Below are 26,155 nucleotides of genomic sequence, written 5' to 3'. Positions count from 1 at the left end.
CCAGTGCGGTGTCAGCGACCACGTCGAGCAGCTCGGTCATCAGCGCGTGCCCCAGCTGGAGCAGCGCCTCTTCCGTCGGGTGCGGACGGGCCTCGCCGAGGGCGTCCGTCTGGTCGTCGAAGGCGGAGGCGGACTTGAGGAAGGAAGAAGAAGCGAAGGGTTGCATCGGGAACATCCTTGAAGATGTCGAAGCGCCCCATGCGCAACGACCCCGGTCTTGGCCACGTCGGGGTCCCCGGCAGTCACCGGAGCGGAGGACCGCTTGTCCTGCGCGGAGGGGAACGGCGCAGCCGTTGACTTCCGGGGTGACGTGACAAGATCGGAGGGCGTTGTGTGGGGGCATGTCCTCGCCCCTTCGGGCGAGGACCCCGTTCGGCGCCGTCGCGCCGAGACCGCCCGAAGAGACAGTCGCCGCCCGTCCCGTCGTCGCCGGCCCCGCCGGCGACGGTTACGGCCCGTCATATCCGACCGGCCGTCAGGCCAGACCGGCGAGCTGCATCAGCATCTCGGCCGACTGGGGCCTGCGCTGGTAGGCGATCTCCGCGTGCGCGGCGCAGAAAACGCCGCGCGCGACCGGACGGCCGCAGAGGCGGAACGCCGACGCGCCGGGTTCGCCATAGGGGAAGCGGCGTCGCACCGGCGGACGCTCAGGATGGTGGCGAGCCCGAACGCCGGCGCCTCTGGCGCGACGCCGGACCGGGCGGCGATCCGCACGGGCGCCGGACGGCCGGAACGCCCCGACGCGCGGCGCGGACCGCCCGGCGCCGCCACAGCCGAGTTCACCGGCGAGGCCGGCGACCGGCGGACGGACAGTTGCATCCGATGCACCTTGCCGAGCACGGCGCTGCGGGTGACGTCCTCGCCCAGGGTGTCGGCGATCCGCTGGGCGCTCCACCCCAGGGACCAGAGCGTCTTGAGTCTCGCGATACGGTCTTCGGTCCAGACAGACATGATCAGGCTCCCTCGCCTTTCGAGCCCCATCGGCTCGCCTGTCCGTCCCCGCCTTCTCCTCCCGCCCTCAGCACAAGAAGGGCCCGGCGCGCGAAGCGTCCGGGCCCTCACGCCTGTCGCGGCCTCCCCGATCAGAACGGGATGTCGTCGTTCAGATCGTAGCCGCCGTCGCCTTCCGGCGACCGGTCCGCCACGCCGCCGGCGGACGTCTCCGTCGCGGCGCGGCGGTTCTTCAACCGGATGTCGCTGACGATCAGGCGCAGGTCGTAGTGCTCGACGCCGTCCTTGCCCGTCCAGGTGTCGTTCTCGACATGGCCTTGGATCACGACGCGGCTGCCCTTGCGCGCATAGGGCTGCAGGTAGTTCTCGGTCGTGGCCTCGTTGAAGCAGATGCAATTGAAGCCGGTCGTCCGTTCGCCGGGCGTGCCGTCGGCGCGCCGGAAGCGCGTGGTCTCCAGCACGCGGAAGCTCGCGCGCTTCTTGCCGCTGCCCTGGGCCGACAGGATCGAGGGATCGGCGGCCAGATAGCCTTCGAGGGTCAGGGTCTGCATGGTTCAATCTCCTTGGAATGAGGGGTTGATGGATGGGCGGTTCAGGCCGCGACGCGGTCTTCGGCGGCCTGGTCCTGCCGGTCTTCCGCCCAGTCGAGGACGGTGAGCCGGTTCACCACAAGCTCCTTGGCGGTGCGCTCCTGGCCGTCCCGTGTGGCGTAGGCGGTGTCGATGAAGGCGCCGATGACCACGGCCTCGCAGCCCTGCGCCAGGCCGCGGGCGATGACCTTCTCGTTCAGGCTCTTCGACCAGCTGACGCAGTTGACGCCGACGAGCCGGGGCTTGCCGGCGTTGTCGGTCCCGCGCTGTTCGAGCAGACGAAAGACCGCCTTGCCGAAGTCGTCGCTGATCTGGGGATCGGCCGCGAGGCGGCCTGTGAACACCATGGTCTGCATGTCAGTCTCCTGTTGATCCGAAGCCGTCCGGGGAGACGATCTCCCCGATCCTGCTTCATCCGGGACCTCCCTTCCTCCCGACCTGCTCCCGGTCGGGCCTCCGCCCGACCGGGACCCGGATCACGCGGCCGCGCCGTCGAGGACGGACTGCACGGGATGACGCCGCAGCACCGCTTCCACCACATCGGGCCGATCCACCGGCACGAAGAGCCTCGGGGTATAGGCGATGATCTCGACGAAGCAGCCGAGCGCCACGAGCGCGTCCCGGTCCATCCGTCCGCCCACCACCTCCAGCCGCCATCGATCCATCACCCGTGCGCGCTTCAGCCACAGCCCCCCTGTCAACGCGAGCTGCACGTTGCGATCCAGGAGCGCGGCCGCCGTGCGCGCGCCGTCGGCCCAGGCGTCGCCCAGGGACGTCAGGCCGAGCGCGGCTTTCAGGGACGACGCCTGGACCTCGTCCAGCACCCGGCCGAGCCAGCGCCGACCGTCCGGCGCGCGGACGCGCCGCACGGCGCAGCCCTTGGCCGGCAGCCGCCCCCAGATCGGCAGGAGAAGGCCGGTCGCGAGCGTCAGCCGGCGCGTTCGCCATGGATCCGCCGCGGCCACCTCGGCGTCCCAGATCGAGCGCCATGTCGCCTCGTCCGCCTCGGCCCAGGCGGATTCCGCGAACGCCCTTTCCGGCATGACTCCCCGTTGGTCGGGCCGCACCAGTCGCACGGCGGGCACGAGACGATCGTCGTCGGTCGTCGTGGTCAGGCCGAGTTCCGCCACCGCCGCTCGGCCTGAGCGCGCATTGACGACGAACCGGCAGGCTCCCGCCTTCGCCTGAGCGGACGCCGCGTCGGCTGGGAGCAGGTCGCGCGCGACCTTCAGCTCGAAGGTGACGAGCGCCGTTTCGGCGCCGGTGGCGACGTCGGTGCGGATGGTCTCGGCGTCGATCACCTCCAGCGCCTCCGCCTCGATGTCTTCCAGTCCGCGATCGAGCTCCCCCGAGGCCGCGGCCCGCTCCAGAATGCCGGAGAGGATCGCGTCGAAGTCCGCGAACAAGGCGTTCTGATCGGCGATCCGCAAGGCCAGAAGCCGGTTCAGGAAGGTGTGGATCGGCGGCAGGTCGTCCGACGGCTTCAGGCCGCCGTCGGCGTCGCGCAGCTTCAGCCCGGTCTTGCCTTCGAACGTCTCCAGGTCCATCGCCGCCAGCTCCCCGAAGCCGAGCGCGCCGTAGAACACCAGCAGGGCCCGACGCGCCCACGGACTTTCCAGATTGTCCTCGGCCCGGAACAGGCCGGCCCCGGCCGTGCGGCGTTCGCCCCGCGTCAGGGCGCCCAGGGAGTCGAGCCGTCGGGCGATGGTGGAGGTGAAGCGCTTCTCGCCGTGGATGTCGGTGACAACGGGCCGGAACAGCGGCGCCGAGGCCTGGTGTGTCCGGTGGGTCCGCCCCAGCCCCTGGATGGCGTTGTCCGCACGCCAGCCCGGCTCGACGAGATAGTGGACGCGAGGCTGCCGGTTCGGGGCCGACTGGTCGGCGTGGTAGCTGCGCCCCGTCCCCCCGGCCTCGGAGAAGACGAGCACCCGTTTGCGGCCCGACATGAAGGCGTCCGTCTCGGCGCGGGCGGCCGACGCTCCGCGGCGCTCGACGACGCGACGGCCCGCCCGACGGACCACGCGGCGGGACCGTCCGGTGATCTCCGCCACATGATCGGTCCCGAACGCATCCAGCAACGCGTCCAGCGCGCCGGGGACCGCGGGCAGGCCGGCGAGGCGGGCGATCAGGAAGGCGCGACGCTGGAGCGCCTCCTGGCTGACGGCGGGCCGCCCATCGACCAACACGGGAACGAGCGTTACGCCGCCGTCCGCGTCCTCGACCGCCTCCATCAGATGCACGGGAAAAGCCTCGCGCAGATAGTCGAGGACGTATTCGCGCGGCGTCAGGTCGATCGAGAGGTTGTTCCACTCCTCCGGCGGAACGGAGGCCAGGCGGCGTTCCATCACCGCCTCGTTGGTCGACACGATCTGGACGACGGCGGAGCGTCCTTCGGCGAGGTCCGCCCGGATGGCGGCGATCAGGGTGGGCGCCTTCAGTCCGGCCAGCAGATGGCCGAAGAAGCGCAGCTTTGCGCCCTCGAATGCCGAATGGACCGCCGAGGCGGCCATCGGGCTTTTGGGTTTGCCGTCCGCGTCCGCCAGGCCGGTCGCCTTCAGGGCTTCGGCGAGATGGGCGTGGATCATCTGGAACGCGTCGGCCCAGGCGTCCCAGATGGCGACGTCGTCCTCGGTCAGGGCATGGGCGAGCGGCGCATATTCGACGCCCTCGAACGACAGGCTGCGCGCCACATAGAGGCCGAGCACCTTGAGCTCGCGCGCGACCAGCTCCATGGCCGCCACGCCGCCCTTGTCCATGGCGTCGAGGAAGTCCTCGCGGGTCGTGAACGGCGCCTCCGGTCCGCCCCACAGGCCCAGCCGCGAGGCGTAGGCGAGGTTCTCGGCGGTCGTGGCGCCGGTCGCCGAAACATAGAGGATTCGGGCGTTCGGAAGGCGGTTCTGCAGGGCCAGGCCCGCCATGCCTTGCAACGACGCCTTCTTCGCGCCCCGGGCGCCCTTGCCGCCCCCGGCGGCGTTGGCCATGGCGTGGGCCTCGTCGAACGCGATCACCCCGTCGAAATCCTCGCCCAGCCAGGCGACGATCTGATCGAGACGGGACATCTTTGCGCCGCGCGCGGGCTGCCGCAGCGTCGCATATGTGGTGAACACCACGCCCCGATCGAGCCGTACGGTCTCGCCGAGCTTCCAGCTGTTCAGCGGCGTAAGGTCCGACGCGGCCCCGCCGATGGCCGTCCAATCCCGCCGGGCGTCCTCCAGCAGGGCGTCGCTGCGGGACAGCCAGAGCGCGCGCGTGCGGCCCTGGGCCATGTTGTCGGCGATGACGGCGGCGATCTGACGGCCCTTGCCGCAGCCCGTGCCGTCGCCGAGGAAAAAGCCCCGGCGAAGCTGGACGGCGCCGGGGAGTTCTCACGGGACAGGACCAGCCGATGGGCCGCCTCGCCCGGCGTCCACCAGGCCGGCAACAGGCCGGAGTGGGCCTCGCCGGCGTAGATGACGGTCTCGGTCTGGGCGTCGGAGATCCGCCCTTCGTCGCGCAGAGCCCGGGGCAACAAAGGCCGGTAGGTCGGCGCGGGCGGGGGCACGGAGGCCATCGGTCCGGACTCCACCAGCGGCGACGGGTGCGGCCGAGGGTCCGGCAGGACGATGCGCGCCAGCCCATGGGCCTGATAAAGACCGACACCGCGGCCCTCGCCCGTCCAGGCGCGCGTTTCATAGTCCACGGCGGACGCGCCCGCCAGGAAGGCGAGGCGCGCCGACGCGCGCGCACCGGCGCGACCTCCGGGCGCCAGAAGCGAGGCCGGCGACGCTTCAATCCGGGCGCGCGGCCGGGCTCCCGCGCGCCCCGGCACGGCGGCGGCCAGAATCGCGGCGGTCGGCAGGTCGTCTGCCACGGCGAGCGGTGCGATCTCCGCACCGGCCTCGCCCCGATCCAGCACCAGCAGACCGGTCTCCACCGAGGTGCCGTGCCGGGCGAAAGCGCGCGGCGGAAAGAGTATCCGGGCGACGATGCGGCCCCGATCCGACAGCTGGCGCAGGCCGCCCTCGTCCGACAGGGTCGAAGCCGGCGCGACCGCCGCGAGACGTCCGCCGTCGGCGAGCGCGCCCAGCGCCGCTGTCAGGTGGCGCTCCAGGTCCGTGAACGGCGGATTGCAAACCGCGACGTCGAACCGGCCTGCGGCGTCCAGCAGGTCGTGGATGTGGCGGCCGTCGAGGCGCGATCGACGCGCTGCGGGAAACAGGCCGTCGAGCAGGGCGGCGCGGCCGTCCGCCGGCTCGTTGAGCCACACGGTGCCCCCACAGGCTTCCGCCACGGCCGCGATCAGGCCCGTGCCGGCCGAGGGTTCAAGGACCCGGTCCCCGGGACGCACCTGGGCCGCGAGCACCGCGATCGCCGCCAGCTCCGGCGGCGTGGAGAACTGATCCAGGGCGACCTGGTCCTCGGTGCGCCGGCTGTGCGTCAGGCCGAGCGCGGAGACCGCGGCCAGCAGGGCGGCGATTTCGGCTGGCGCGTCCTCGAGGCGGGCGACCTGGGGGCCATCCGCCGGATCTGAAGCACCGTGGCGGCCTCGATCGCCTCGTAGGCGTCGCGCCAGAGCCATTTGCCCTCCGTGTCGGCGCCGCCGAAGAGGGTCGTCATCACCTCCGAGACCAGACGGCGATCCAGCGGGCGCGATCGCGCGAGATGGCCTGCCAGCGCCCGGGCGGCCGCCAGCACATTGGCGGCGTGGGGCGTGTCGGTCGCGGGAGGAAAGAGGGACAGGGTCGAGGTCGATGACATGGTCGCGGCTCCGCTCGCCGGGAGCGGAGGGCGCATCCCCCACGGTCCTCCAGGCTCGCCGCGCCTGGCCCTCTTCTTCCCTTTCAACAGGAACGGCGCGCACAAAACCCGCCCCGCCGGACGGCGGAGCGGGTTCTTGGGCGGCAGGGGTCTCAGGCGGTCTGCTGGAGGGCCGCCTCCCCCGCCTCGGTGACGACGAAGGCGCCGGCGCCGTCCACCTCGGGCGAGGCGGTCCCTTCGGCCGCGGCGTCCGACGGGTCGGGCCCGTCCATCACCGCCCCGTCCGGATCGCCGTCCGGCATGTCGGTCGTCCACGACAGACCGGCCGGCGCCCAGGTGCGTTCGGCCGCCCGTTCCGCCACCCAGTCGACCAGGTCCGTCTTCTTCAGCACACCGACGCGGGGATCGCTCGGCTCTTCCATCGCCTCCAGCATGCCGAGCAGGAGCGCCTTGGAATGCGGCTTGAGGAAGTCGGCGTCCGGCGTCCAGTGCAAGGTGATGTCCGCGCCGCAGAGAGCAGCCAGTTCCGCCGCCTCGGCGCGCGCGGCCCGCCGGATCAGGCTGGTCCGCTCTTCGCGCAGATCGAGCGTCAGGGCCGTCAGCTCGGCGAGCAGGCTCATCTTGTCGCCATGCGCGAGCGCGTGAACCCAGGCGATCACCGTCTGGTCCGACCCCTCCCAGGCCGCGCGCCGCTCATCAAGCCGTTGGCGAACGTCGCCGTCCAGAGGCTCGATGATCCGTCCGCCGGCGGGGTTGAAGGCCGTCGCGGTCAGGGCGAAGGCGGATTCGGATCGTGCGCCGAACCCGCGGACCGCGACCTGGACGAACAGGCGCGCGATCAGCGCCGTGAGCGCCGCGCCCGGATCGTCGGCCAGCGCCCGGATCAGGCCGCGGGTCGCGACATCGGTGCGCACCGCGTGCAGGGCGTGACTGATCCCCTCGGTCTCGGGCTCCGGCGCCTCGACCTCCGGCGCCCGATGGGATCGCCCGTTCGCCGGCGACAGATCGCCGTCGTCGTCGACCTCCTCGCGGGCGTCGCTGAGCTCCTCGTCGTCCTCGATCTCCGGCTCGACCGGGGTAAAGCAGCGGATGTCGAGGCCCGCCCGGACGGACGGAAAGAAGACCATTGTCGTGGCGATGCGGCCGCCCCAGCTGATCTGGTCCATCGCGAGGCGCGCCTTCGCCATCGCGATCAGCAGGGGATCGACGACGGCCGGGTCCGTGGTTTCGGCAAGCCGTTCCCCGACCGCCTCGGCGGCGGCGTTGAAGACCTCGCGCGCCTCGCGATAGGCGTCCAGCTCGGCGGCGGGCAGCATGCCGCCATAGGCGTAGCGAGCCGGTTCCAGATCGTCCGGCAGCTCGAGAGCGTCGCCCGCCGACACATGGACGGCAAGGCCTTCCGCCTCGAAGACCAGGGCGATCTCTCGCGCGCGCGCGTCCAGACGTCGGTCAGGATCGCCGGGTCGAGAAGCACCGGCGCGCGCTCTCCGAACAGATCGACGACGGTGCGGCCGCCGGCCGCTGCATAGCGCTCCGCGCCGACCAGGGCGCAGCGCGGGTCGCCCGCCGTGACCTGGTCTTCGTCCAGCTTCTCGGTGATGCGCCAGTCCTGGAAGCCATGTCCGTCGAGCGTCATTTGCGCATATTCGGCCTGCTCGGCCTTGTCCGGCAGCCGGGCGAGCAGCCGGGCCTGCCGCAGATTGAGCCGACCGCGCCGCAAGGCTTCGAGGGCCACGGGCGGCAGGGCCGACAGGGCGGCGAGCCGCTTCACGTCGATCTCGGCGTACCCCAAGGCCTTCGCGATCCCGGGCACGGCGAGTTTGCCCTTGAGCATCCGGCCGATCGCGGCGATGACGTCGGCGACGTGAACCGGGGCGGCGGTGTTGGTGAGCAGGACAGCGGCCGCCTGGCGCGCGGGATCCGTCTCCACCACCACGTCCACGAGGAAGCCGTCCTCGATGCGGCCGCCTTCCAGCAGATAGCGCAAGGCGAGGAGGCGACGACGGCCGTCCAGGGCCATGTTCGCCCGCTCGTTTCGCCGTCCCGGGCGCACGGTCAGCGGCTCCAGCTGGCCCGCCGCGAATAGGGTTTCCGCCAGCAGCGGAATGTCGTCGTCCGGCGGTTCGCCGAAGCGCAGGTTCTCGGGGGCGATGTCCACATCGCGCAGGGGAACCCGCAGTCGGGCGCGGGCTGCGGCGATGTCGAACGGGGTCTCGACGACCGTGAGGGCGGCGGAGGCGGATCTGGGCATGACGGAACTCCTGCCGGCGACGGGGCCTATCCCCGCCTCTCCGGCGCACTCCCTCGCCCTTCCTTTCCCCCTTCGGCGGTCGTGCGGATGGCGTCGTTCCAATCGCCACAGCCGGGCGGCGGCAGACGCATCTCCACAGCAAGGCCGAGCGCCGTAAGGCGATGCTTCAAACGGCGGGCGGCGGCCTCGCCGGCGAGACCGCGGTCAGCGGCGATCACAACGCTGCGGACATCGGGCGGCGGCGTCCAGGCCGCCAGATTGCCGGCGGAGAGCAGCGCCCAGCCGGGCAGGTCGAACCCGCGCACGGCCGAAAGGGTCGTGACGACCCCTTCAGCCACCAGCATCCTGCGGCCGACGACGGACAAACGGACGGCAGCGCCGGGCGGAACACAGCCCACGGTCTTGCGTGACACCGCCAATCGGACCGCCTGACGCGCCGCAGCGTCCAGATAGGTCAGTTCCACCCCGGTCGTGCGCCCGTCGGGATCGCTGATGCGGGCCATCAGAGCCCGCAGGGTCGGCCCGCCGGTCCGATAGACCGAGACCGGCGCGGCGGGATGTTCGAGAAGGTCGCGAACGCCAATGGACCAAGGAACGGCGCGACGCTGCAGATGACGGGCGGCCAGGCCGGACGGGCCGATCCTCACGCCCTGCGACCAGAGCCGCTCGGCCGTCTGCCGACGAACGCGCGTATCCGGACGTGCGACCGATGCGGCGCCGGACAGCGGCGCGCCCGTCGGCCGGCCCGCCGCGTCCACGAGGCCGCGACGGCGCAGATCCGCCATCACGGCGCGCCAGTCCGACCCTCCGAACGAATGGGCCACGACGCGCCCCTCCGTCAGCCACAGGGACACGGAGCGGTCTTCGCCGGAATGGCCGGGCCCAGGCACGTTGGCGCGCGCGCCGTTGTGATAGAGATCGCCGCCGAGGGCGGCGACAATGCCGCGCAGGCTCATGGGAGCAACCCCATCTGCCGAAAGCTCGCCGTGCCCTCCCGACCCACCACGAGATGGTCGTGCACCGGGATGTCAAACACCCTCGCCGCCTCGACCACCTTGCGCGTCATGGCGATGTCGGCCTGCGACGGCTGGGGATCGCCGGACGGGTGATTGTGGATGAGGATCAGGGCGGACGCGCCGGCCTCGAGCGCCCGCCGCACCACCTCGCGGGGATACACCGGAGCATGGTCCACGGTGCCATCCGCCGCCGCTTCGTCGCAAAGCAGGCGGTTCTTCTTGTCGAGATACAGGACGCGGAACTGTTCCCTTGGCCGATGACCGACGGACACACGGGCGTAGGCGACGAGGCTCGACCATGAGGTGATCACAGGCTGGCGGCTGGCGGTTTCCCGGGCGAGATGTTCGATCAGTCCCGCCAGGCGTTTGATGCGGTCTACCGTCTTCTGGTCGAGACCGTGGCGCTTCAACTCCGCAGCGTCGGCGTGAACGAAGGCGCCGACTGTTTCGAACCGGCGCTGGAGCGCGCCGACCAGGGCTCCGTCGGCCGCGAGGTCGAGATCGATGAGGAGACGGTGAAGCCAGGCGCAGCCGCCGTCGGCGGTGGTTACAGCGCGACCGAAAGTGGACAGCCGCCGCGGGTTGGGCGGCTCGATGAGGGCGAGAGACATGATGAGCTCCTGACCACTCCGAAGCGGAGCGCCCCTCCCCGCCCTTCCCTTCCCTCCGGTCGCGGCCCCGGGGAACGGTCCTGAGACCTGTTCAGCGGCCGCCGGAAGTTCCGCGACGACTTGGCCGCTCCCCTCAGACGCGCGTTGGCCTCGCGGCGCGTGACCCGGCGCCACATTCGTTCAGACGCCTTCTCGGATTCAGGCTCAGGCCGCGACCGGGAAGACCTTCTCGGCATCGAGGCTCCCGGCGGGCAATGCCCGCAACAGGTCGTCGTGCGGTGTCTGCAGATTGAGCCAGGCCGCACCGTCTTGGGGGCGCAAGACCACGATCTGGCGGTCGTGATAGGGGGCGATGTCCACCCCCGGCTCGGTGGTCAACATGGCGAAGGCGCCGTCCTTGATCAGACCCGCCACCCAGAAGAGCCGCTGGCCGGCGAGGGTGAAACGCCACTTCGTCTTCCGCTTCTGGCCCGGTTCCGCGTCGGTGAACTCGAAAAAGCCGTCCGACGGAATCAGGCACCGGTGCGATCCTTGGAACGACCGTCCATCGGAGCGGAAGTTGAACACCGGCCGTCCCCCGGCCCCTTCCACGCCCAAGGCGTCATGAGAACCTCTGGCCCCGCCTTTCCCATGTGGATGACAGGCGCGCGATCGCCGATGCGGATCGACGCCATCGGTCCGAAATTCGGCATGCCTCCTGGAAAGACCAGCCGGTCGCCCGTCTGGTTGAACGCCGCGATGATGTCATCGAACGGCAGGATGAGCTGATATTCGTTGCACATAGAACCTTCCGGGGCCGTCGGGCGCAGGATTTCACGGCTCCGACCTCGCCGCAAATCGGCGGGGATAAACGCCCCGCCGGATTGACTCCGCCCCCGGCGCCGAACCAGAACGTTTCAAGAACATTATCGTGGCAATGAGGAGTTCGTCGATGCCGGCCGCGCGCTCGGCCAAACTTGAAGATCTGCGTGCTCAGGTCCTGGCCCTGGAGCAGGCCGACCGAAGACCGGTCGGTGTGTTGCCGTTCGGCGTGGCGCCGGTGGATGCCGCCCTGCCGGGCGGGGGACTGACCCTGGGCGCGCTCCACGAGGTGGCCGGAGGTGGTGACGACGCCGTCGGCGGCGCTGCGGCCGCTCTGTTCGCTGCCGGGGTGGTCGCCCGCCTCCCCGGTCCCGTGCTCTGGTGCATCACGCGACCGGACCTGTTCGCCCCCGCGCTCAGCCAGGCCGGACTGGAGCCGGATCGGGTAATCTATGTCGAGGCCGGAGACGAGAAGGCCTTGATGGCCTGTTTCGAGGAAGGCTTGCGTCATCGCGGTCTCGCCGGTGTCGTGTGCGAGACGTCCCGCCTCAGCATGACCGCCTCGCGCCGGCTTCAACTCGCCGCCGAAGCCTCGGGTGTGATCGGTCTGGCGGTCCGCCGATGGCGTCGCGCGGCCGAGGCTGCAGACTTCGGTCAACCGACCGCGGCCGCGACCCGCTGGCGCGTCAGCGCCGAGCCGTCGGCGCCCTTGCCGGTTCCAGGCATCGGGCGAGCGCGATGGCGGATCGAACTCATGCGCTGCCGCGGCGCCGACGCGGCGGACTTCATTCTGGACGCTTGCGATGAGACGGGTCGTCTCGCTCTTCCTGCCGAACTGGCCCGTCGATCGGCTTCGCCGACGGCTCGGCGCGGACGCGCCGCCGCCTGATCGGCCCCTCGTGCTCACCGGCCGGGTCGGCCGCAGACGAGTCGTCACCGCCTGCAACGCCGCCGCCGCCGCCAGCGGCGCGCGCATTGGCATGGCGGCCACCCAGGCCCAGGCCCTGATCCCTGATCTGGACTTGAGAGACGCCGATCCGAACGGAGACGCAGATGCGCTGGATCGTCTCGCCGTATGGGCGATGCGCCGCTACGCGCCCGTCTGCCAGGCTGATCCGCCTGGCGGGCTGGCCATCGACATCACCGGGGCCGCGCATCTCAAGGGCGGCGAAACGGCGCTTCTGGGCGATCTGACGGCGCGCCTCCAGCGGGTCGGCGTCCGCGCCCGCGCAGCCGTGGCTCCGACCTACGGAGCCGCCCATGCGGTCGCCCGCTTCCGCCGCGACCTGGACGTCGTCGGCGAGTTCGCGATCGACGCGGCCCTGGCCCCGCTCCCGCTCGAGGCCTTGCGCCTCCCGGCGGAACTGCCCGCCGCCCTGCGCCGAATGGGCTTCGAGCGGATCGGCGACCTCGCCCACCGGCCCCGCGCGCCGCTGCAGCTACGGTTCGGCGCGGAACTGGGGCGACGGCTGGATCAGGCCTACGGGCGGGCGGCCGAGCCTCTGATCCCTGTCGAGGCGCCGGAGACACCACGCGTCGAACAGGTCTTCGCCGAACCGATCGGCGCCCCCGAGACGCTGGCCCGCTATGCGGGCGTTCTTGCCGCCGCCCTGTGCGGCCTTCTGGAAGCGCGCGGTCTTGGCGTCCGCCGCCTCGACTGGCTCTGCCACCGCGTCGTCAACAACCGGATCGAAGCGGTCCGCGTCGGGCTGGCCGGGCCGGTACGGGATACGCGTCGCCTGACGCGCCTGTTGACCGACCGGATCGAGACCATCGAGCCCGGGTTCGGCATCGAGCGCATGACGCTCGCGGCCAGCGCGGCCGAACCGCTGGATTGGCGTCCGGCCGCAGGCCGCCTCGGCGAGCCGGCGATGCCCGATGTCTCCGGGCTGATCGATACGCTCTCGAACCGGATCGGCGCCGAGCGGCTCTATCGCCTGGCGCCCGTCGAGAGCGATGTTCCCGAGCGGTCGATGCGCAAGCTCGCGCCGTTGGCCGCGCCCACCGGTAAGGCCTGGTCGCCGGACTGGCCCCGCCCTGCCAGGCTGTTCCGCCGACCGGAGCCGATCGAAACCCTCGCGCTCCTCCCCGACAACCCGCCGACCCACTTCACCTGGCGCGGGGTCCGGCGCCGTATCCGCCGGGCCGACGGCCCGGAACGGATCTTCGGCGAATGGGGCCGCCGCGATGCCGAGATGTGGGCGGTCAGGGACTATTTCCAGGTCGAGGACGAGGCGGGCGAGCGGTTCTGGCTGTTCCGGGCCGGCGACGGCGAGGACGCCGCGACGGGGTCCCAGGCCTGGTTCATCCACGGCCAGTTCGGCTAGGGCCGTCAGGGTTGAGCGTCGCCCCGCCCGTCGTCGTCCACCGCGTCCTCGCGCTCGACGTCGTGTTCGGCGTCGTCCTGAGGTCTCTGGTCGCTCTCGCCTGGTCCGACGGCGTCGGGACTCTCGATGCCGGGCGACCGGTCGCTGTCCGAATTCCGGTCTACGTCGTCTGGGCCGGAGTCAGGACTGGAACGCGGGTCTGGTGTATGGCTCATGAGGGTTCTCCTTTGCCCCATGAACCTCAGCGCTACCCGCGAGGTTCCTCTCGTCGATGCTCGTCGCGCTGCAGTTCAGGATCCGAAAGGACGGCGATGACCTCTAGGTCGAACGCGTCGTGCGCCTCACGCTCCTCGGCGATCCGCTGGGCCTCGACGAACCGGCGGCTGGACAGTTCGAAGCCGCTGAGGTGCGCGGCGCCGCGCGCGCTCAGGCGCTCGATCCGTTCGAGCGTCACGCCGGCTTCCGACCGCACCAAGGTCTTGCGCGTCCCCATAGGCCTATTCTGCCATGAAGCGGCGTGGCGTTGAAGATCGGCGGTCAGCTAAGTCGGGTCAACGACCCGGCCCGTTCGCTTTTGCCCAAGCCCGGTGCCGACTTGGCGCGGACGGCGTCGCTGCGTCGTGGCCTGATTAGCTGATTATCGTGCGAGGACCACAGTCGCGGAAGCGGCGGAATGAGCCGCGCTTCGGTCGAAGGCACGGCCGTCCGCACAGCCCCGGCCACCGTTCGCGGCGCCCAGGCGTTGTCGCCGGATGACGTCCCAGACCGATCTCTTCGGCGCGCCGGCGCTGGAGCCGGCAGGCCTTCGGCTTGATCCGGCGCTGAACGACGCCGACGAACAGTCTGCACTGGCCGCCGCCTTCGCCGAACTGCCCTTCGCACCCTTCGAATTTCATGGCTGGCAGGGCGCCCGTCGCGTCGTCTCCTACGGCTCCCGCTATGACTTCACGCGCGGGCGTCTCGAGGCCGCCGAGCCCATCCCGCCGTTTCTCCATCCGCTGGCGGACCGCGCCGCCGGCTTCGCCGGCCTCAAGCGGGACGCCGTCGCCCAGGCGCTGGTCACCGAATATCAGCCGGGCGCCGGCATCGGCTGGCATCGGGACCGACCGCAGTACGGCCAGATCATCGGGATCTCCTTCGGCGCACCGGCGCGGATGCGGTTCCGCCGCCGGACCGGGTCGGGTTGGGAACGGCGGTCGCTCGACCTGCCATCGGGGTCCGCCTATCTGCTGGACGGGCCGGCGCGTTGGGACTGGGAGCACAGCATCGCCCCCATGGCCGCGCTGCGATATTCGGTGACCTTCCGCACCTTGCGCGAGACCTGAGTTGACGGGACGGCGCGAAAAGAACAAAGCGCGAACATGTCGCCACGCTACGTCGAACTGGAATGCGCCTCCCACTTCTCCTTCCTGCGGGGCGCCAGTTCCTGCGAGGAACTGTTCGGCCAAGCGGCGGTCTGCGGCGTCGAGGCCTTGGCGGTCACCGATCGCAACAGCGTGGCGGGGATCGTCCGCGCCCACGAGGCGGCCAAGGCCACGGGCGTGAGGCTCATCGTCGGCTGTCGCCTGGTCCTGACCGACGGAGCCGAGATTCTCGTCTATCCGACCGATCGGGCGGCCTATGCCCGGCTCTGCCGTCTGCTGACGCTCGGCAAGAGCCGCGCCGGCAAGGGCGGCTGCGATCTGTCCTGGGACGACCTCGCGCTCTGGAGCCAGGGCCTGATCGCCGTCCTCGCCCCGGATCGGGCCGATGCCGTCTGCGCGCGTCGGCTCGATCGGCTGGCCGAACTGTTCGGCCGCGATGCCTTCGTCGCCCTGACCTTGCGTCGACGGCCGCGCGATCAGCTGCGGCTGCATGCTCTGTGCGAGTTGGCCGAGGCCGCCGGCGTGCGGCCCGTGGTCACCAACGACGTCCTCTTCCATCATCCGGATCGGCGTATCCTGCAGGACGTCGTCACCTGCATCCGCAACGGCTGCACCATCGACGATGTCGGCTTCCGCCGCCAGCGATCCGCCGACCGACATCTGAAGCGGGCCGAGGAGATGCACCGCCTCTTTGCCCGCCATCCCGAAGCGCTGGCGCGGACTCTGGAGATCGCCGACCGCTGCCGCTTCAATCTGGACGAGCTGGCCTATCAGTATCCCGAGGAGGCGACGCCGGGCGCGACGCCGCAACAGGAGTTGACGCGGCTGACCTGGGCCGGCGCCGCCGAGCGCTACCCGGAAGGTCTCCCGGACGCGGTCCGCGCGACGCTCGAGCACGAACTCGGACTGATCGAAAGCCTCGACTACGCGCCCTATTTTCTGACGGTCAACGCCATCGTCCGCTTCGCCCGCAGCCAGAGTATCCTTTGTCAGGGCCGGGGCTCGGCCGCCAACTCGGCGGTCTGTTACGTCCTCGGCATCACCTCGATCGACCCCGGCCGTAACGACCTTCTGTTCGAGCGCTTCGTCAGCCAGGAGCGCAAGGAGCCCCCGGACATCGACGTCGATTTCGAGCACGAACGGCGCGAGGAGGTCATCCAGTGGGTCTATGACACCTACGGCCGCAACCGCGCCGCCTTGTGCGCGACCGTCATTCGCTACCGCTCACGGGGGGCCCTGCGGGATGTCGGGAAGGCCGTGGGACTTTCCGAGGACCTGCTCAAGACCCTGTCGTCCCAGGTCTGGAGCTATTCGAGCGAAGGCGTCGAGGATCGGCACGCCGAGGAGCTCAATCTCAATCTCCAGGACCGCCGCTTGAGGCTGGCGCTCGATCTGTCCCGTCAGTTGATCGGCTTCCCCCGCCATCTCAGCCAGCACCCGGGCGGATTTGTGCTGACGAACGACCGGCTGGACGATCTCGTCCCCATCGAACCCGCGGCCATGAAGGATCGCCAGGTCATCGAGTGGGACAAGGACGATATCGACGCGCTGAAGTTCATGAAGGTCGATGTCCTGGCGCTCGGCATGCTCAGTTGCATGCGGCGCGGTCTGGACCTGCTGTCCGAACACAAGGGGATCGATCTGGACCTGGCCTCCATCCCGGCCGAGGATCCCAAGACCTACGCCATGATCCGCAAGGCGGACACGTTGGGGGTGTTTCAGATCGAAAGCCGGGCCCAGATGGCCATGCTGCCACGCATCAAGCCCCGCACCTTCTACGACCTGGTCATCGAGGTCGCCATCGTCCGGCCCGGCCCGATCCAGGGCGACATGGTCCACCCCTATCTGCGCCGGCGCGAAGGCCGGGAGCCGATCGTCTATCCCAAGCCCGAGCTGGAGAAGGTGCTCGGCAAGACCCTGGGCGTGCCGCTGTTCCAGGAACAGGCCATGCGCGTCGCCATCGAATGCGCCGGGTTCACGGCGTCCGAAGCCGATCAGCTCCGCCGGGCCATGGCCACCTTCAAGTTCACCGGGGGCGTCAGCCACTTCAAGGACAAGCTGGTCTCCGGCATGGTCGAACGCGGCTATAAGGCGGAGTTTGCCGAGAAGACATTTAGCCAGCTGGAGGGCTTCGGGTCCTACGGCTTCCCCGAAAGCCACGCGGCCTCCTTCGCCCTGATCGCCTACGCCTCCTCCTGGCTCAAATGCCATCATCCCGATGTCTTCTGCGCAGCGCTCCTGAACGCCCAGCCGATGGGCTTCTACGCCCCGGCCCAGATCGTGCGCGACGCGCGCGAGCACGGGGTCGAGATCCGCCCGGTCTGCGTCAACGCCAGCCGCTGGGACTGCACCCTGGAGCCGACCGACCGAGAGGACCGGTTCGCCGTACGTCTCGGCCTGCGCATGGTGCGCGGCCTGGCGAACGCGGACGCCGGACGTCTTCTCGTTCACCGGCAGACCGGCGCCTTCACCTGCATGGAGGACGTGTGGCGACGGTCTTCGACGCCGGTCGGAGCCCTGACCCGCCTCGCCGAGGCGGATGCGTTCCTGCCGGGTCTCGGCCTGCAACGACGGGAGGCGCTGTGGGCGATCAAAGCGCTTCGCGACGACCCTCTGCCGCTCTTCGCGGTAACCCAGGACGACGGCGCGACCACGTCGGAGGTCTCTGAACCGCAGTCGACGCTGCCCGCCATGCCCGCCGGCCAAGAGGTGGTCGAGGATTATCGTCATGTCGGGCTCACCCTGCGGGACCATCCGATGACCTTCCTGCGGGACACCCTTCGGTCCCGCCATGTCATGAGCTGCGCCGACGCCTCCGCGATGCGGGATCGACGCCTGACGCGCGTCGCCGGTCTGGTGCTCGTCCGGCAGAAGCCCGGATCGGCCAAGGGGGTGATGTTCATCACCATCGAGGACGAAACCGGCGTGGCCAACCTCGTGATCTGGCCGAGCCTCTACGAACAGCAGCGCCGGATCGTGCTCACCGCCAGTCTGCTCGTCGTCGATGGCAAGGTTCAGCGCGAAGGCGATGTCGTCCATATCGTTGCGACACGGCTGCACGACGGCTCGGAACTGCTCGCCTCCCTCGGCCGACGGGACTCATTCCCTCTGCCCCACGGCCGCGGCGACGAAGTCTACAGGGGCAGCGCGCCGGACGCCCGCACGCCGAAGGCCCGGGACATCTCCATCCCCGATCTCTCGCTCGACACGATCCGAGTCCCAACCCGGGATTTCCGATGAAACGCCGTGCACCGGCTCAAACCATCACGCTGTAGATCCGCTGAGGTCCCTGCGGCCACGCTTTCCTCCGGGCGCCGGCCTGGATGGCCTGTCGAGGATCTCAAGTACGAACTCTGCGGCGCCGAGAATAGGCAAGGGCTCTCCGAACCGCGCCCGCCAGCGTGCATCAAGGTCCTGATCCTCAGCCGTCATAGTACGGGTGCGATGCATGCGCCCTCGAACGCCGCTCGCCCCCGCCCTGTTCCTCGCACCGAGCTGGCCAGGGCAACCCCGACCCGTTCGGCCGTTGCTATTCCGTTGGCCGCTTGGGGGGATCGCGTCGCGCGCAGGCTGGGATCGCGCTCTCGGTCATTCGATCGGGGCACGGAGAAGCGCGCGGCTTTCAGCCGAGCCGACCACGAACCGGAAACCTTCGCCCCTCGAGGCGTTCTCGTTCTGCGCGAAGGGCGCGGATCCGAGGATGAACCACATGGCCGATAAGACGCTCGACACCCTGTTTCACGACACGCTGAAGGACATCTACTACGCGGAACGTAAGATCCTGAAGTCGTTGCCCAAGATGGCTCGCGCGGCCCAGTCGCCTGAACTGAAGGCGGCGTTCGAGAAGCACAAGGATCAAACCGAAGGCCAGATCGAGCGGCTGCAGCAGGTGTTCGAGATCATCGGCAAGCCGGCGCGCGGCAAGACCTGCGACGCGATCGAGGGAATCTTGGCGGAGGGCGACGAGGTCGCGGAGGAGTACAAGGACACCGCCGCGCTGGACGCCGGCCTGCTCGCCGCGGCCCAGGCCGTCGAACACTATGAGATCACCCGCTACGGCACCCTCAAGCGCTGGGCGCTCGTTCTGGGCCTGAAGGACGCCGCCGCCCTGCTCGACGAGACGCTGCAGGAGGAATCCCAGACGGATGAAGATCTCACCACCATCGCGGACGCCGCGGTCAACGCGGAAGCGTTGCGGCCGAAAGCCTAGACCGCCCGCTCTTCTTCATCGGACGACCGCCGTCACGCGTCCGCTTTGTCTCCTTAACCCTGAAAGGCTATGAAATGACCCTCAACAGAGATCGCAATCCGCGCACGCCGCCGCCTCCGGCAGGCCTGCGACGGTATTTGCCCTGGATCATTGGCGCCGCTGCGCTTTTGATCATTCTCCTGCTGCTAACCCGATGCGGAAGCCGCAACGACGTCGCCCCTGCCGTTCCGGCGGAGCCCGTCGCGCCCGCAGCGACCGAACCCGTCCTGCCTGGCGACGCCGCTCGGGCGTTTCCGGCCTCGACGCGTATCTCGGGGGCACGGAGGCGGCTCCCCGCACCTTCGCGTTCGAACGGGTGCATTTCGATACCGGCTCGAGCACGATCCGCCCGCAGGACCGTCCCGAGATCCAGGCCGTCGCCGGCGTCCTGAACCGTTACCCGAACGCCCGCGTGCGGCTGTACGGCTACGCCGACGCGCGCGGCGGGGACGCCGCCAACCGCACGCTGGCGCAGGCTCGCGCCGATGTGGTGCGATCGGCCCTGACCGCCGCCGGCGTCGATGCGCGCCGCATCGAGGCGCTCTCGGGCGGAGAGACCAACCCTGTCGACAGTAACGCGACCGCGGGCGGCCTCGCCGAGAACCGGAGAACCGAACTGGTCGTGGTTCAACGATAACCTCTTGGCCCCGGACGGCGTCCGGGGCCCAAGTCTCCCACCACCGCAAGGACCCTCAAATGAGCCTCTTCGGAAAAATCTGGAACAAGATCACTGGCCATAAGCCCGCCCCGGCCCCGTCCGCCGGGCACCCCACGCAGCCCGGGCCCGCGACCGCTTCCCCCGTCCCGACTGCGGCGGCCCCCACGTTCACGCCACAGCCGGTGGACGTGGAGCAGGTGCTCGAACAGATCGCGGCGAGCAAGGGCGGCGGGGGCAACTGGCGCACTTCGATCGTCGATCTTCTCAAACTGCTCGATCTGGACTCCAGTCTCGAGAACCGCAAGGAACTCGCCGAGGAACTTGGCGTCCACGCCGGCGCGCCCGGCTCGGCGGAGCAGAATATCGCCCTGTCAAAGGCGGTCTGGCGCAAGCTCGCGGAAAACGGCGGCCAGGTTCCTGCCAGCCTGCGCGACTAGCGGCGAACGAGGCGGCCTTGCCCTCAAGGTCGCCTCCTCACCCGATCTGGAGGAACTCCGGCATGATCGCCACGAGTGCGGGTCACAGAGTGCTCAAGCTGATCCCTCTGTCGCTCTTCATCGTCGGCTGTTCGCCGACCGCACGGGAAAGCCTTCAAAGAATTCGGGGCCGCCTACGCGAGTCAGACCGACGTCCCGACGCCCGACTACGCGGTGTTGCAGGACCGGCCCCAGCCAACTCGGGCGCACGGGAGCATTCGTGAAGCCTCGGCCGCGCCGCCGCCCGATGCCCGTGAGGTCGGCGAACTCTGGATCAAGCGGCTGGAGCGCCGAGGCGCTCTTCTGGGATACGGCTTGGCAACTGACGCGATCGGCCTCAACCCGCACGGACGTCTGATGCGAGCTGTCAGGCAATTCCACGGCCGCCGGCGACGCATAGACCTCGTCCATGATCATCACGCGGGTTCGGACGCCACTCTACAACGGCCGAGGATGTCTCCAGATTTATGACGGTCTGCACGGCAGGGCTGATTCAGCACTTTCGGCTGGGCTCCATTCGACATCCCTCGGCCAAGGAACGCGCGCGCGCAGGCCGTGTTGTGATTTCAGATGAGCCGGAGAGCTATGATGGCCGATCGTTTGAAGATGCAGGATCCCCGCGAGCAATACCCCAAGCCGCCCTTCCCCCAGCAGCCGCAACCCGAACCCGGCCTCGCCCGGCGGATGGAGCCCCGGCCTGATCACGGGGAAACCTCCTATTCGGGCTGCGATCGACTGACCGGACGCAAGGCGCTGGTGACCGGCGGAGATTCCGGGATCGGGCGCGCCGCCGCTATCGCCTATTCCCGGGAAGGCGCCGACGTGGCGATTTCGTACCTGCCTTCCGAAGAGAGCGACGCCAAGGAGGTCATCGCCCTGATCGAGGCGGAGGGACGCAAGGCGGTCGCCTTGCCAGGAGACGTCACGGATGAGGCCTGGTGCGAAGAGCTGGTCGCCCGCGCCGTCAACGAGCTGGGCGGTCTCGATATCCTGGTGGTCAATGCGGGACACCAGCAGTACCGGAACGATGTATCGGGGGTCTCGAACGCCGACTTCGATCTCACGATGAAAACCAATCTGTACGCCCTGCACTGGATCGTCAGAGCTGCAACACCTCATCTCAAGCCCGGCGCGGCCGTCATCACCACAGCCTCCGTCCAGGCCTATGAGCCGTCCGCGATCCTGCTTGACTACGCGACGACCAAGGCTGGCATCGTCGCCTACACCAAGGCGTTGGCGAAACAGCTCATCGAGAAAGGCGTCCGCGCCAATGTCGTCGCGCCCGGCCCGTTCTGGACCGCGCTACAGCCTTCAGGCGGGCAGCCGCAGGAGAAGGTCGCCAAGTTCGGCGAACAGAGCGAATTCGGCCGTCCGGGCCAGCCGGTGGAAATTGCGCCGGTCTATGTCCTGCTCGCATCCCAGGAGGCGAGCTACATCACGGGCGAGGTCTACGGCGTCACCGGCGGAGCCGGGATCGCCTGAACCTTCGTCCATCAATCGGAGATCGCCATGCGGATTTACAAGGTCACTGTCGGCCAGGAAGGTGGAACGCCCCGGATTCTCCGCGTGCCGTCAAAGACGGACGTCCAGGCCGGCGATGCCGCCGTCGCGCTGATGACGCCGTTGGAGAGCATCCTTTCGATCGAGGAAACTGACGATCCCTATCAGCAGGTGGACGGTATGCCGGCCGGCACCCAAACCCATCCTGACAAACCGGCGTGATCACCCGGCGGGATTGGACCCCCAAGTCGTCCGGGCCCGGGCGCGCCGGGCCGAAGTTGTTGGTCGCGTCGGTTGGGAGGCGCGCGGAACAGTGGCGACGACCGACCCGTCCACGGCCAGGAGCGCGAGACGCAGGTGACGAAGTTCAATGAGGAATGGACCGTCGGTCCTCATGGCGACGTCGAAGAGATCGCCGAGGGCGTTCTAAGTGTCCCCGGCGAGATCGTCATGCCGCTGGGTCGGTTTCCGCGGCGCATGACCGTGGTTCGGCAGAAGGACCAGACCACGGTGATCTGGAGCGCGATCGCCCTTGCCGAACCGGACATGGCGTGCTGTCAGTAATCTGAGAAATATAGTTATTTTGATGTCGACCCCACTAAACCTTCAGTCCTGCCCATCTGACCATAACACTCCCGGCCAGCATGCTCATGCCAATCGCGAGGAGTAATGGACCAGCGAATTCCTCCGCAACAATGCCCGATGACGAGGAAACCGACAGCAGCATCAGGCTGAATTCTCCTCCGTGGGCCAGGATTATCCCAGTCCGCCATGAGGTCTGAAGCGACTCGCCGAATATTCGGGCGACAACCAAAACGATCAGCGCCTTGCCCGCAAAAATGATCGCGAGCCAGCTCAGCACGACTGGCCACGCATACGGGATGATCCAAAGTGGCAATTGCGTTCCGATGCCGACAAAGAAAATCCCCACAAAAAAATCGCGGAAAGGCCGGATCTCGTTCTCGACAGCATGGCGCGCGTCACCCTCGCCGATGATCATCCCGGCCGCGAATGCAGCGAGCGCTGGAGAAAGACCGGAGGTGGCCGCGACATTCGCAGCCCCTAGTACAATGGTGAGGGCGAGAAGCTGGGCAAGTTCCGGATCGCCACGCGACGCTACCCAACGGGCCAGCAACTGCAACGGGCCACGGGCAATGAAGAGAGCTGCAACCAATGCCGTTGCACTGGCGACGACCGTTATCACGCCATACCCTTCGGCGGCTCCACTCATCGATCGTGCAGAAGCAGGAATGCGACAGCTGCCAAGTCTTGAAACAGAAGCACCGCAATGGCCAGGCGTCCTTGGGCCGATCCCAGAGCGTTCGCGCTTGCGAGCACCTTGAGGCACATGGCCGTGGATGACATGGCAACGGCCCCGCCGATGAGGATTGCGGGGACGGGCGCGAGATCGAAGATCAGACTCGCTATCAACGACACCGTTATCGTCGTGACTGCAACCTGCACGGCTCCAAGACCGAAGACATGCTTCCTGAGCCTTACGAGCTTCTCGAATGAGAATTCCAGGCCGAGCGCGAACAGCAGCAGCACCACTCCGATCTCGCCAATGCTGCTAAGGGCAGCGTTTTCGGCAATCAGGTCGAGGCCGGCGGGTCCAATGACGATACCGGCAAGAATGTAACCGACAATGCTGGGCACGCCGATCCGTGAACATATCGTCACGAGCACGAACGCGGCAAAGACCAACAAGGCCGCGCTTTCGGCAAATCCGGTCACTCCATGCATGTTCTTCTCCTGATCGCATGGCGCAGAGAAGGCCAATAGCGGCTCGCGACGCTGTCAAGGTGAGGAAACAAGCGGCAGTTCCTCGCTCGAGCTGGCCATTGCGTTCGTTATTTTTTCCCGGCGATCGTCCCGCCCGTCCAGGCTGGGGATCGGAGGCCGGGAAGGATTCAAGACTGGCTTCGAAAACTGGATCGAATTCCGCCTGTTCTTGCGACGGCAGGTCCACCGAGCCTTCCTGATCGACTGCGCGCCGGAGTCGGTGGTCCGTGCGACCCCGATCCAGGCGCGACGGTATGCGAAAGGCGTTCGGGGCGTCGGCTCCCTTGTAGAGGCGATGCCGCTCCTCTCCCCGCCAGCGGTCAGGCGCATGCCGATGAGCCACGTCCTCACGCACGAAATAGCGCCAGTCCTGCTGCTCCGCGAATTTCACGGCGCTTTCGCGGTCGGGAAATTTCAGCCGGATCGAACGATACGGATCGTTGCTGGAGGTATATCCCATCAGCGGCTCGACCTGCGGCGGCCGGGACGGCTCGAACTCGAGGACCCAGTACTTGGGCCGAGGCGCCGATGTCATCGCGGAACGGGCAGGACGGTAGATGATTGCCGTCGGCACGTCCCAGGATGGCAGATCGGTTCCGGGAATTTTCGGCGGGAATGGTGGGGGATTATGGCCGCGCATATCAGTTCTCCCGGGTGTCGGTGGATACGAGAAGGTGACGTTCGAGATCGTCGAGTTTTTCCATTCGCCTCGAATTCAGGCGAACGGCGCGTTCGGTGTTCTGCGAAGGAAAGGCAGCAGCGTGCAGGACGTCCGACCGCATCGCTATCGTGAGATCGGCGACGGCATTCATCACGCCCTCTCCGTCCCGTCCGAGAGCGAGCCGTCAGCAAAACCGGACTGCAAGCTCTCCAGTACCTGCTCGAAGCTGGACACGACCCCTGCACTCGCGACCACAGCCAGCTTGTGGCTGAGAACACGCAGTTGATCGATCAGCTTAGCATCGTGCTTTGCGGTTTCCACGATCTCTGCGACCTTCTCGATACAGGCCATGTAAATGTCGCATTGCTGCTGGAGGATGATGACCCTTCCTTCCTTGCGAAGCTCGAGATCGGTCTGGCGATTGAGAAGCGCCGCGGTCAGAATGATCGTCACGACAGCGCCGAGGAAGATGAGCGTCATCTCCTGCGCGAAAGGCAGTATGTCTTCGGCAAGATACATCGAACGAAAAACGAGAACGATGCCGATGCCCAAGGCAGCGGCCGCAGCAGCAAATGCCAAGTCAGGCAGGCGGTTCGACATCAGCACCTCGCATTTTGGTGTCAGGTGGCATGCACGGCTTTGCATCGGCGTCCGGCGCCTCTGCGTTCCGGTGCCGCAGGAAGATTGGCGTCGGACCGCTGCCGAACGGATTGAAGCCGGTGCTCAGGCAACGGTCGAAGATCGTTTCGTCCCATCGGGTGAAATCGTGCTCCTCGCCGGCAAGTCGCCCGTCATCCACCACAGGGCACCTCACGCCTTTGCCGATGGGGAGCATCAGCGAAGGCCGCACCGTCCGAACGATCCGCCTTGCGAAGCCGTAGTCCGAGGAGGATCATCATCACCCCGAAGACCGCGGCGTAGAAGCCGATCAGCCAGCCGAGCGCGAGGAAGCTTTCGACCGGGCGCGTCAGCAGCATCCAGGTCACGACGACACCGAGAACGACCGAGAGAAGGCCGCTCAGGATCAGCCAGATTTCGCCGTTGATTTCCTTTCGCAGGCGGATCGCTGCCGCGATCTCGAGGGCACCCGAGAACACGGACCAGAAGGCAATACTGGCCCAAAGGAACGTCGCTAGGACGAGTGTGGCAACGAAGGGCGAGACAACCACGACGACGCCGGTGGCGATCCCCAGGAGGCCGCTGAACATCAGCCAGCCCCAGCGTTCGCCCTTGCGGATGTTACGTATCGCGGCGACGAGGCCGAACACGCCGTCGGCAAAGGCGAACGCGCCGAAGACCAGCGTGAGCGCCAGAAGCGATTCCGCAGGCATGACGAAGGCCAGCACCGCGATGATCAATGCGAGCACGCCGCGCAACACGAATGCCCACCAATTCCGGGACAGGCTGCACAGCATGTCTTGCATCTTGTCGGTCGGGTTTTCAGAGGCTGTTCTCATTGGTCCATCTCCTGTTCCTGTTTCAACTCAGTTTTCTGCGTTGGTCTCCGCGCCGGAGAGCGCGGCAGCCACGCGGCGCCGGTCCTCGACTGGCTGGGGCAGGCGCTGCGTCAGGGCAATTTCCCGTTCGATGGGCGCGCGCCCCGGTGCCTCGCTGATCAACCCCGCCTCGACAAGCTTGCTGCGCAGTGTCTCGCCCGCCTTCTCGGCGATTTCTTCGACCTCTGCTTCGGAAAGGCCGAGGAGGTCCGCCGTCTCCGCAAGCGTGGCGTGGTCTAGGTGGAGCCGATAGAGGACGCGGCGTTCTACCGACGGAAGATCGGCGATTGCCCGGTGCAGCGTCACGGCGATATCATGACGGCTCATTTCGGTCTCAGGATCCGTGCCGCCGTCGTCGGCGATGAGTTCCTCCAGCCTCAACACGTCGTCTGGCTGGTAAAACTCGAACATATCCTGGTCCGCCACGGTCGGATCCTCGGCCGGGGCCTCGGGCTCCGCCTCGATCGATGCGGCACCTTCGGGCACCGCCCGGCGCGCAGCCTGCGCCTCGGCCTCGACGGTCTCGAAGGCCAGCTGCGTCAGGCAGTCCCGGACGGAGAATTCGGTCGGCCGCCGCTCGAAGCGGTTGAGCCCGTTGAGGATCGTCGCGTCGACGATATCGCCAACGCTCAGGTAGCCAGCCGGCACAGACCCGCTACACTCGAGATAGGTCAACTCGCGCCTG

Annotated in this window: 25 protein-coding genes and 4 pseudogenes; 11 read left to right on the top strand and 18 right to left on the bottom strand. The window is 68.4% G+C overall.

The window, feature by feature from the left end; all coding sequences use genetic code 11:
• Nucleotides 1-475: 475 nt before the first annotated feature.
• The 10 genes and pseudogenes from MU852_RS17095 to MU852_RS17055 form a co-directional block, all read right to left on the bottom strand.
• Nucleotides 476-637 carry a GcrA family cell cycle regulator gene (locus MU852_RS17095; protein WP_249750548.1) on the bottom strand — a complete coding sequence of 54 codons (162 nt, stop codon included), beginning with the start codon at nt 635-637 and terminating at the stop codon, nt 476-478.
• Nucleotides 638-684: 47 nt separating this feature from the next.
• Nucleotides 685-951, bottom strand: a pseudogene (locus MU852_RS18345) (GcrA family cell cycle regulator); the annotation flags it as partial.
• Between the two features lie 131 nt (nt 952-1,082).
• The gene (locus MU852_RS17090; protein ID WP_249750547.1) at nt 1,083-1,502 is read right to left on the bottom strand and encodes a single-stranded DNA-binding protein; all 420 of its coding nucleotides are present in this window, start codon (nt 1,500-1,502) and stop codon (nt 1,083-1,085) included.
• Between the two features lie 41 nt (nt 1,503-1,543).
• Nucleotides 1,544-1,897: a single-stranded DNA-binding protein gene (locus tag MU852_RS17085; protein ID WP_191558544.1), complete on the bottom strand. Its 354-nt coding sequence runs from the start codon at nt 1,895-1,897 to the stop codon at nt 1,544-1,546.
• A gap of 120 nt (nt 1,898-2,017) precedes the next feature.
• Nucleotides 2,018-6,278, bottom strand: a pseudogene (locus MU852_RS17080) (strawberry notch-like NTP hydrolase domain-containing protein).
• 1,192 nt (nt 6,279-7,470) lie between these two features.
• Complete coding sequence (locus MU852_RS17075; protein ID WP_249750546.1) at nt 7,471-8,529, bottom strand: ParB/RepB/Spo0J family partition protein; 1,059 nt, start codon at nt 8,527-8,529, stop codon at nt 7,471-7,473.
• A gap of 26 nt (nt 8,530-8,555) precedes the next feature.
• Nucleotides 8,556-9,485 (bottom strand): toprim domain-containing protein, encoded by a 930-nt coding sequence (locus tag MU852_RS17070; protein ID WP_249750545.1) that lies wholly within the window; start codon nt 9,483-9,485, stop codon nt 8,556-8,558.
• Nucleotides 9,482-10,156, bottom strand: coding sequence for a JAB domain-containing protein (locus MU852_RS17065; RefSeq protein WP_191558548.1), 675 nt, complete (start codon nt 10,154-10,156; stop codon nt 9,482-9,484). The genes MU852_RS17070 and MU852_RS17065 overlap by 4 nt, the downstream gene beginning before the upstream one ends.
• Nucleotides 10,157-10,360: 204 nt before the next feature.
• Nucleotides 10,361-10,723 (bottom strand): SOS response-associated peptidase family protein, encoded by a 363-nt coding sequence (locus tag MU852_RS17060; RefSeq protein ID WP_249750544.1) that lies wholly within the window; start codon nt 10,721-10,723, stop codon nt 10,361-10,363.
• Nucleotides 10,669-10,938, bottom strand: a complete 270-nt coding sequence (locus MU852_RS17055; RefSeq protein ID WP_249750543.1) for a hypothetical protein — start codon at nt 10,936-10,938, stop codon at nt 10,669-10,671. Before MU852_RS17055 ends, MU852_RS17060 begins: the two co-directional genes overlap by 55 nt.
• A gap of 149 nt (nt 10,939-11,087) precedes the next feature.
• Between MU852_RS17055 and MU852_RS17050 the strand changes: the two genes are divergently transcribed.
• The 3 genes and pseudogenes from MU852_RS17050 (at nt 11,088) to MU852_RS17040 (ending at nt 13,284) form a co-directional block, all read left to right on the top strand.
• On the top strand, nt 11,088-11,846 hold the full coding sequence (locus MU852_RS17050; RefSeq protein ID WP_224762200.1) for an ImuA family protein: 759 nt from the start codon (nt 11,088-11,090) through the stop codon (nt 11,844-11,846).
• Nucleotides 11,761-12,159 (top strand): annotated as a pseudogene (locus MU852_RS17045) (Y-family DNA polymerase); the annotation flags it as partial. The gene MU852_RS17050 and the pseudogene MU852_RS17045, both read left to right, overlap by 86 nt.
• Before the next feature lie 183 nt (nt 12,160-12,342).
• Nucleotides 12,343-13,284, top strand: a complete 942-nt coding sequence (locus MU852_RS17040; protein WP_249752007.1) for a DNA polymerase Y subunit UmuC family protein — start codon at nt 12,343-12,345, stop codon at nt 13,282-13,284.
• A gap of 247 nt (nt 13,285-13,531) precedes the next feature.
• Here MU852_RS17040 and MU852_RS17035 read toward each other — a convergent pair whose 3' ends face one another.
• A complete protein-coding gene (locus tag MU852_RS17035; protein ID WP_185224174.1) occupies nt 13,532-13,777 on the bottom strand; it encodes a hypothetical protein in 246 nt (81 codons plus the stop codon).
• A gap of 259 nt (nt 13,778-14,036) precedes the next feature.
• Between MU852_RS17035 and MU852_RS17030 the strand changes: the two genes are divergently transcribed.
• The 8 genes from MU852_RS17030 to MU852_RS16995 all read left to right on the top strand — a co-directional run bounded on the left by MU852_RS17030 (nt 14,037) and on the right by MU852_RS16995 (nt 22,095).
• Nucleotides 14,037-14,609 carry an alpha-ketoglutarate-dependent dioxygenase AlkB gene (locus tag MU852_RS17030; RefSeq protein ID WP_191558551.1) on the top strand — a complete coding sequence of 191 codons (573 nt, stop codon included), beginning with the start codon at nt 14,037-14,039 and terminating at the stop codon, nt 14,607-14,609.
• Nucleotides 14,610-14,645: 36 nt separating this feature from the next.
• Nucleotides 14,646-17,888 (top strand): error-prone DNA polymerase, encoded by a 3,243-nt coding sequence (locus MU852_RS17025; RefSeq protein WP_249750542.1) that lies wholly within the window; start codon nt 14,646-14,648, stop codon nt 17,886-17,888.
• A gap of 469 nt (nt 17,889-18,357) precedes the next feature.
• On the top strand, nt 18,358-18,858 hold the full coding sequence (locus MU852_RS17020) for a YciE/YciF ferroxidase family protein (protein ID WP_249750541.1): 501 nt from the start codon (nt 18,358-18,360) through the stop codon (nt 18,856-18,858).
• A 355-nt stretch (nt 18,859-19,213) separates the two neighbouring features.
• Entirely contained in the window at nt 19,214-19,534 is a 321-nt protein-coding gene (locus MU852_RS17015; protein ID WP_249750540.1) for an OmpA family protein, read from the top strand.
• Nucleotides 19,535-19,593: 59 nt separating this feature from the next.
• Entirely contained in the window at nt 19,594-19,992 is a 399-nt protein-coding gene (locus MU852_RS17010; protein WP_249750539.1) for a DUF3597 domain-containing protein, read from the top strand.
• A gap of 627 nt (nt 19,993-20,619) precedes the next feature.
• Nucleotides 20,620-21,513: an SDR family oxidoreductase gene (locus MU852_RS17005; protein ID WP_249750538.1), complete on the top strand. Its 894-nt coding sequence runs from the start codon at nt 20,620-20,622 to the stop codon at nt 21,511-21,513.
• A 27-nt stretch (nt 21,514-21,540) separates the two neighbouring features.
• A complete protein-coding gene (locus MU852_RS17000) occupies nt 21,541-21,753 on the top strand; it encodes a hypothetical protein (RefSeq protein WP_249750537.1) in 213 nt (70 codons plus the stop codon).
• A gap of 135 nt (nt 21,754-21,888) precedes the next feature.
• A complete protein-coding gene (locus tag MU852_RS16995; RefSeq protein ID WP_249750536.1) occupies nt 21,889-22,095 on the top strand; it encodes a hypothetical protein in 207 nt (68 codons plus the stop codon).
• Nucleotides 22,096-22,129: 34 nt separating this feature from the next.
• Here the strand turns inward: MU852_RS16995 and MU852_RS17625 are convergent, their stop codons facing one another.
• The 7 genes and pseudogenes from MU852_RS17625 to MU852_RS16965 form a co-directional block, all read right to left on the bottom strand.
• Nucleotides 22,130-22,735 carry a cation:proton antiporter gene (locus MU852_RS17625; RefSeq protein ID WP_283843701.1) on the bottom strand — a complete coding sequence of 202 codons (606 nt, stop codon included), beginning with the start codon at nt 22,733-22,735 and terminating at the stop codon, nt 22,130-22,132.
• Between the two features lie 23 nt (nt 22,736-22,758).
• A complete protein-coding gene (locus tag MU852_RS17620) occupies nt 22,759-23,274 on the bottom strand; it encodes a cation:proton antiporter domain-containing protein (RefSeq protein ID WP_283843700.1) in 516 nt (171 codons plus the stop codon).
• 376 nt (nt 23,275-23,650) lie between these two features.
• A pseudogene (locus tag MU852_RS17615) lies at nt 23,651-23,953 on the bottom strand (NADH dehydrogenase ubiquinone Fe-S protein 4); the annotation flags it as partial.
• Nucleotide 23,954: 1 nt separating this feature from the next.
• On the bottom strand, nt 23,955-24,128 hold the full coding sequence (locus MU852_RS16980) for a hypothetical protein (RefSeq protein ID WP_249750535.1): 174 nt from the start codon (nt 24,126-24,128) through the stop codon (nt 23,955-23,957).
• On the bottom strand, nt 24,125-24,574 hold the full coding sequence (locus tag MU852_RS16975) for a hypothetical protein (RefSeq protein WP_249750534.1): 450 nt from the start codon (nt 24,572-24,574) through the stop codon (nt 24,125-24,127). The genes MU852_RS16980 and MU852_RS16975 overlap by 4 nt, the downstream gene beginning before the upstream one ends.
• 191 nt (nt 24,575-24,765) lie before the next feature.
• Entirely contained in the window at nt 24,766-25,389 is a 624-nt protein-coding gene (locus tag MU852_RS16970) for an HdeD family acid-resistance protein (protein ID WP_283843699.1), read from the bottom strand.
• A gap of 69 nt (nt 25,390-25,458) precedes the next feature.
• Entirely contained in the window at nt 25,459-26,145 is a 687-nt protein-coding gene (locus MU852_RS16965; protein ID WP_249750532.1) for an RNA polymerase sigma factor, read from the bottom strand.
• Between the last annotated feature and the right edge of the window lie 10 nt (nt 26,146-26,155).

Source organism: Brevundimonas albigilva (genome assembly GCF_023503965.1).
GTDB classification, from domain to species: Bacteria; Pseudomonadota; Alphaproteobacteria; order Caulobacterales; family Caulobacteraceae; genus Brevundimonas; species Brevundimonas albigilva.
Note: the sequence above shows the minus strand (reverse complement) of the source record. Positions and strands in the feature narration are given on the sequence as shown.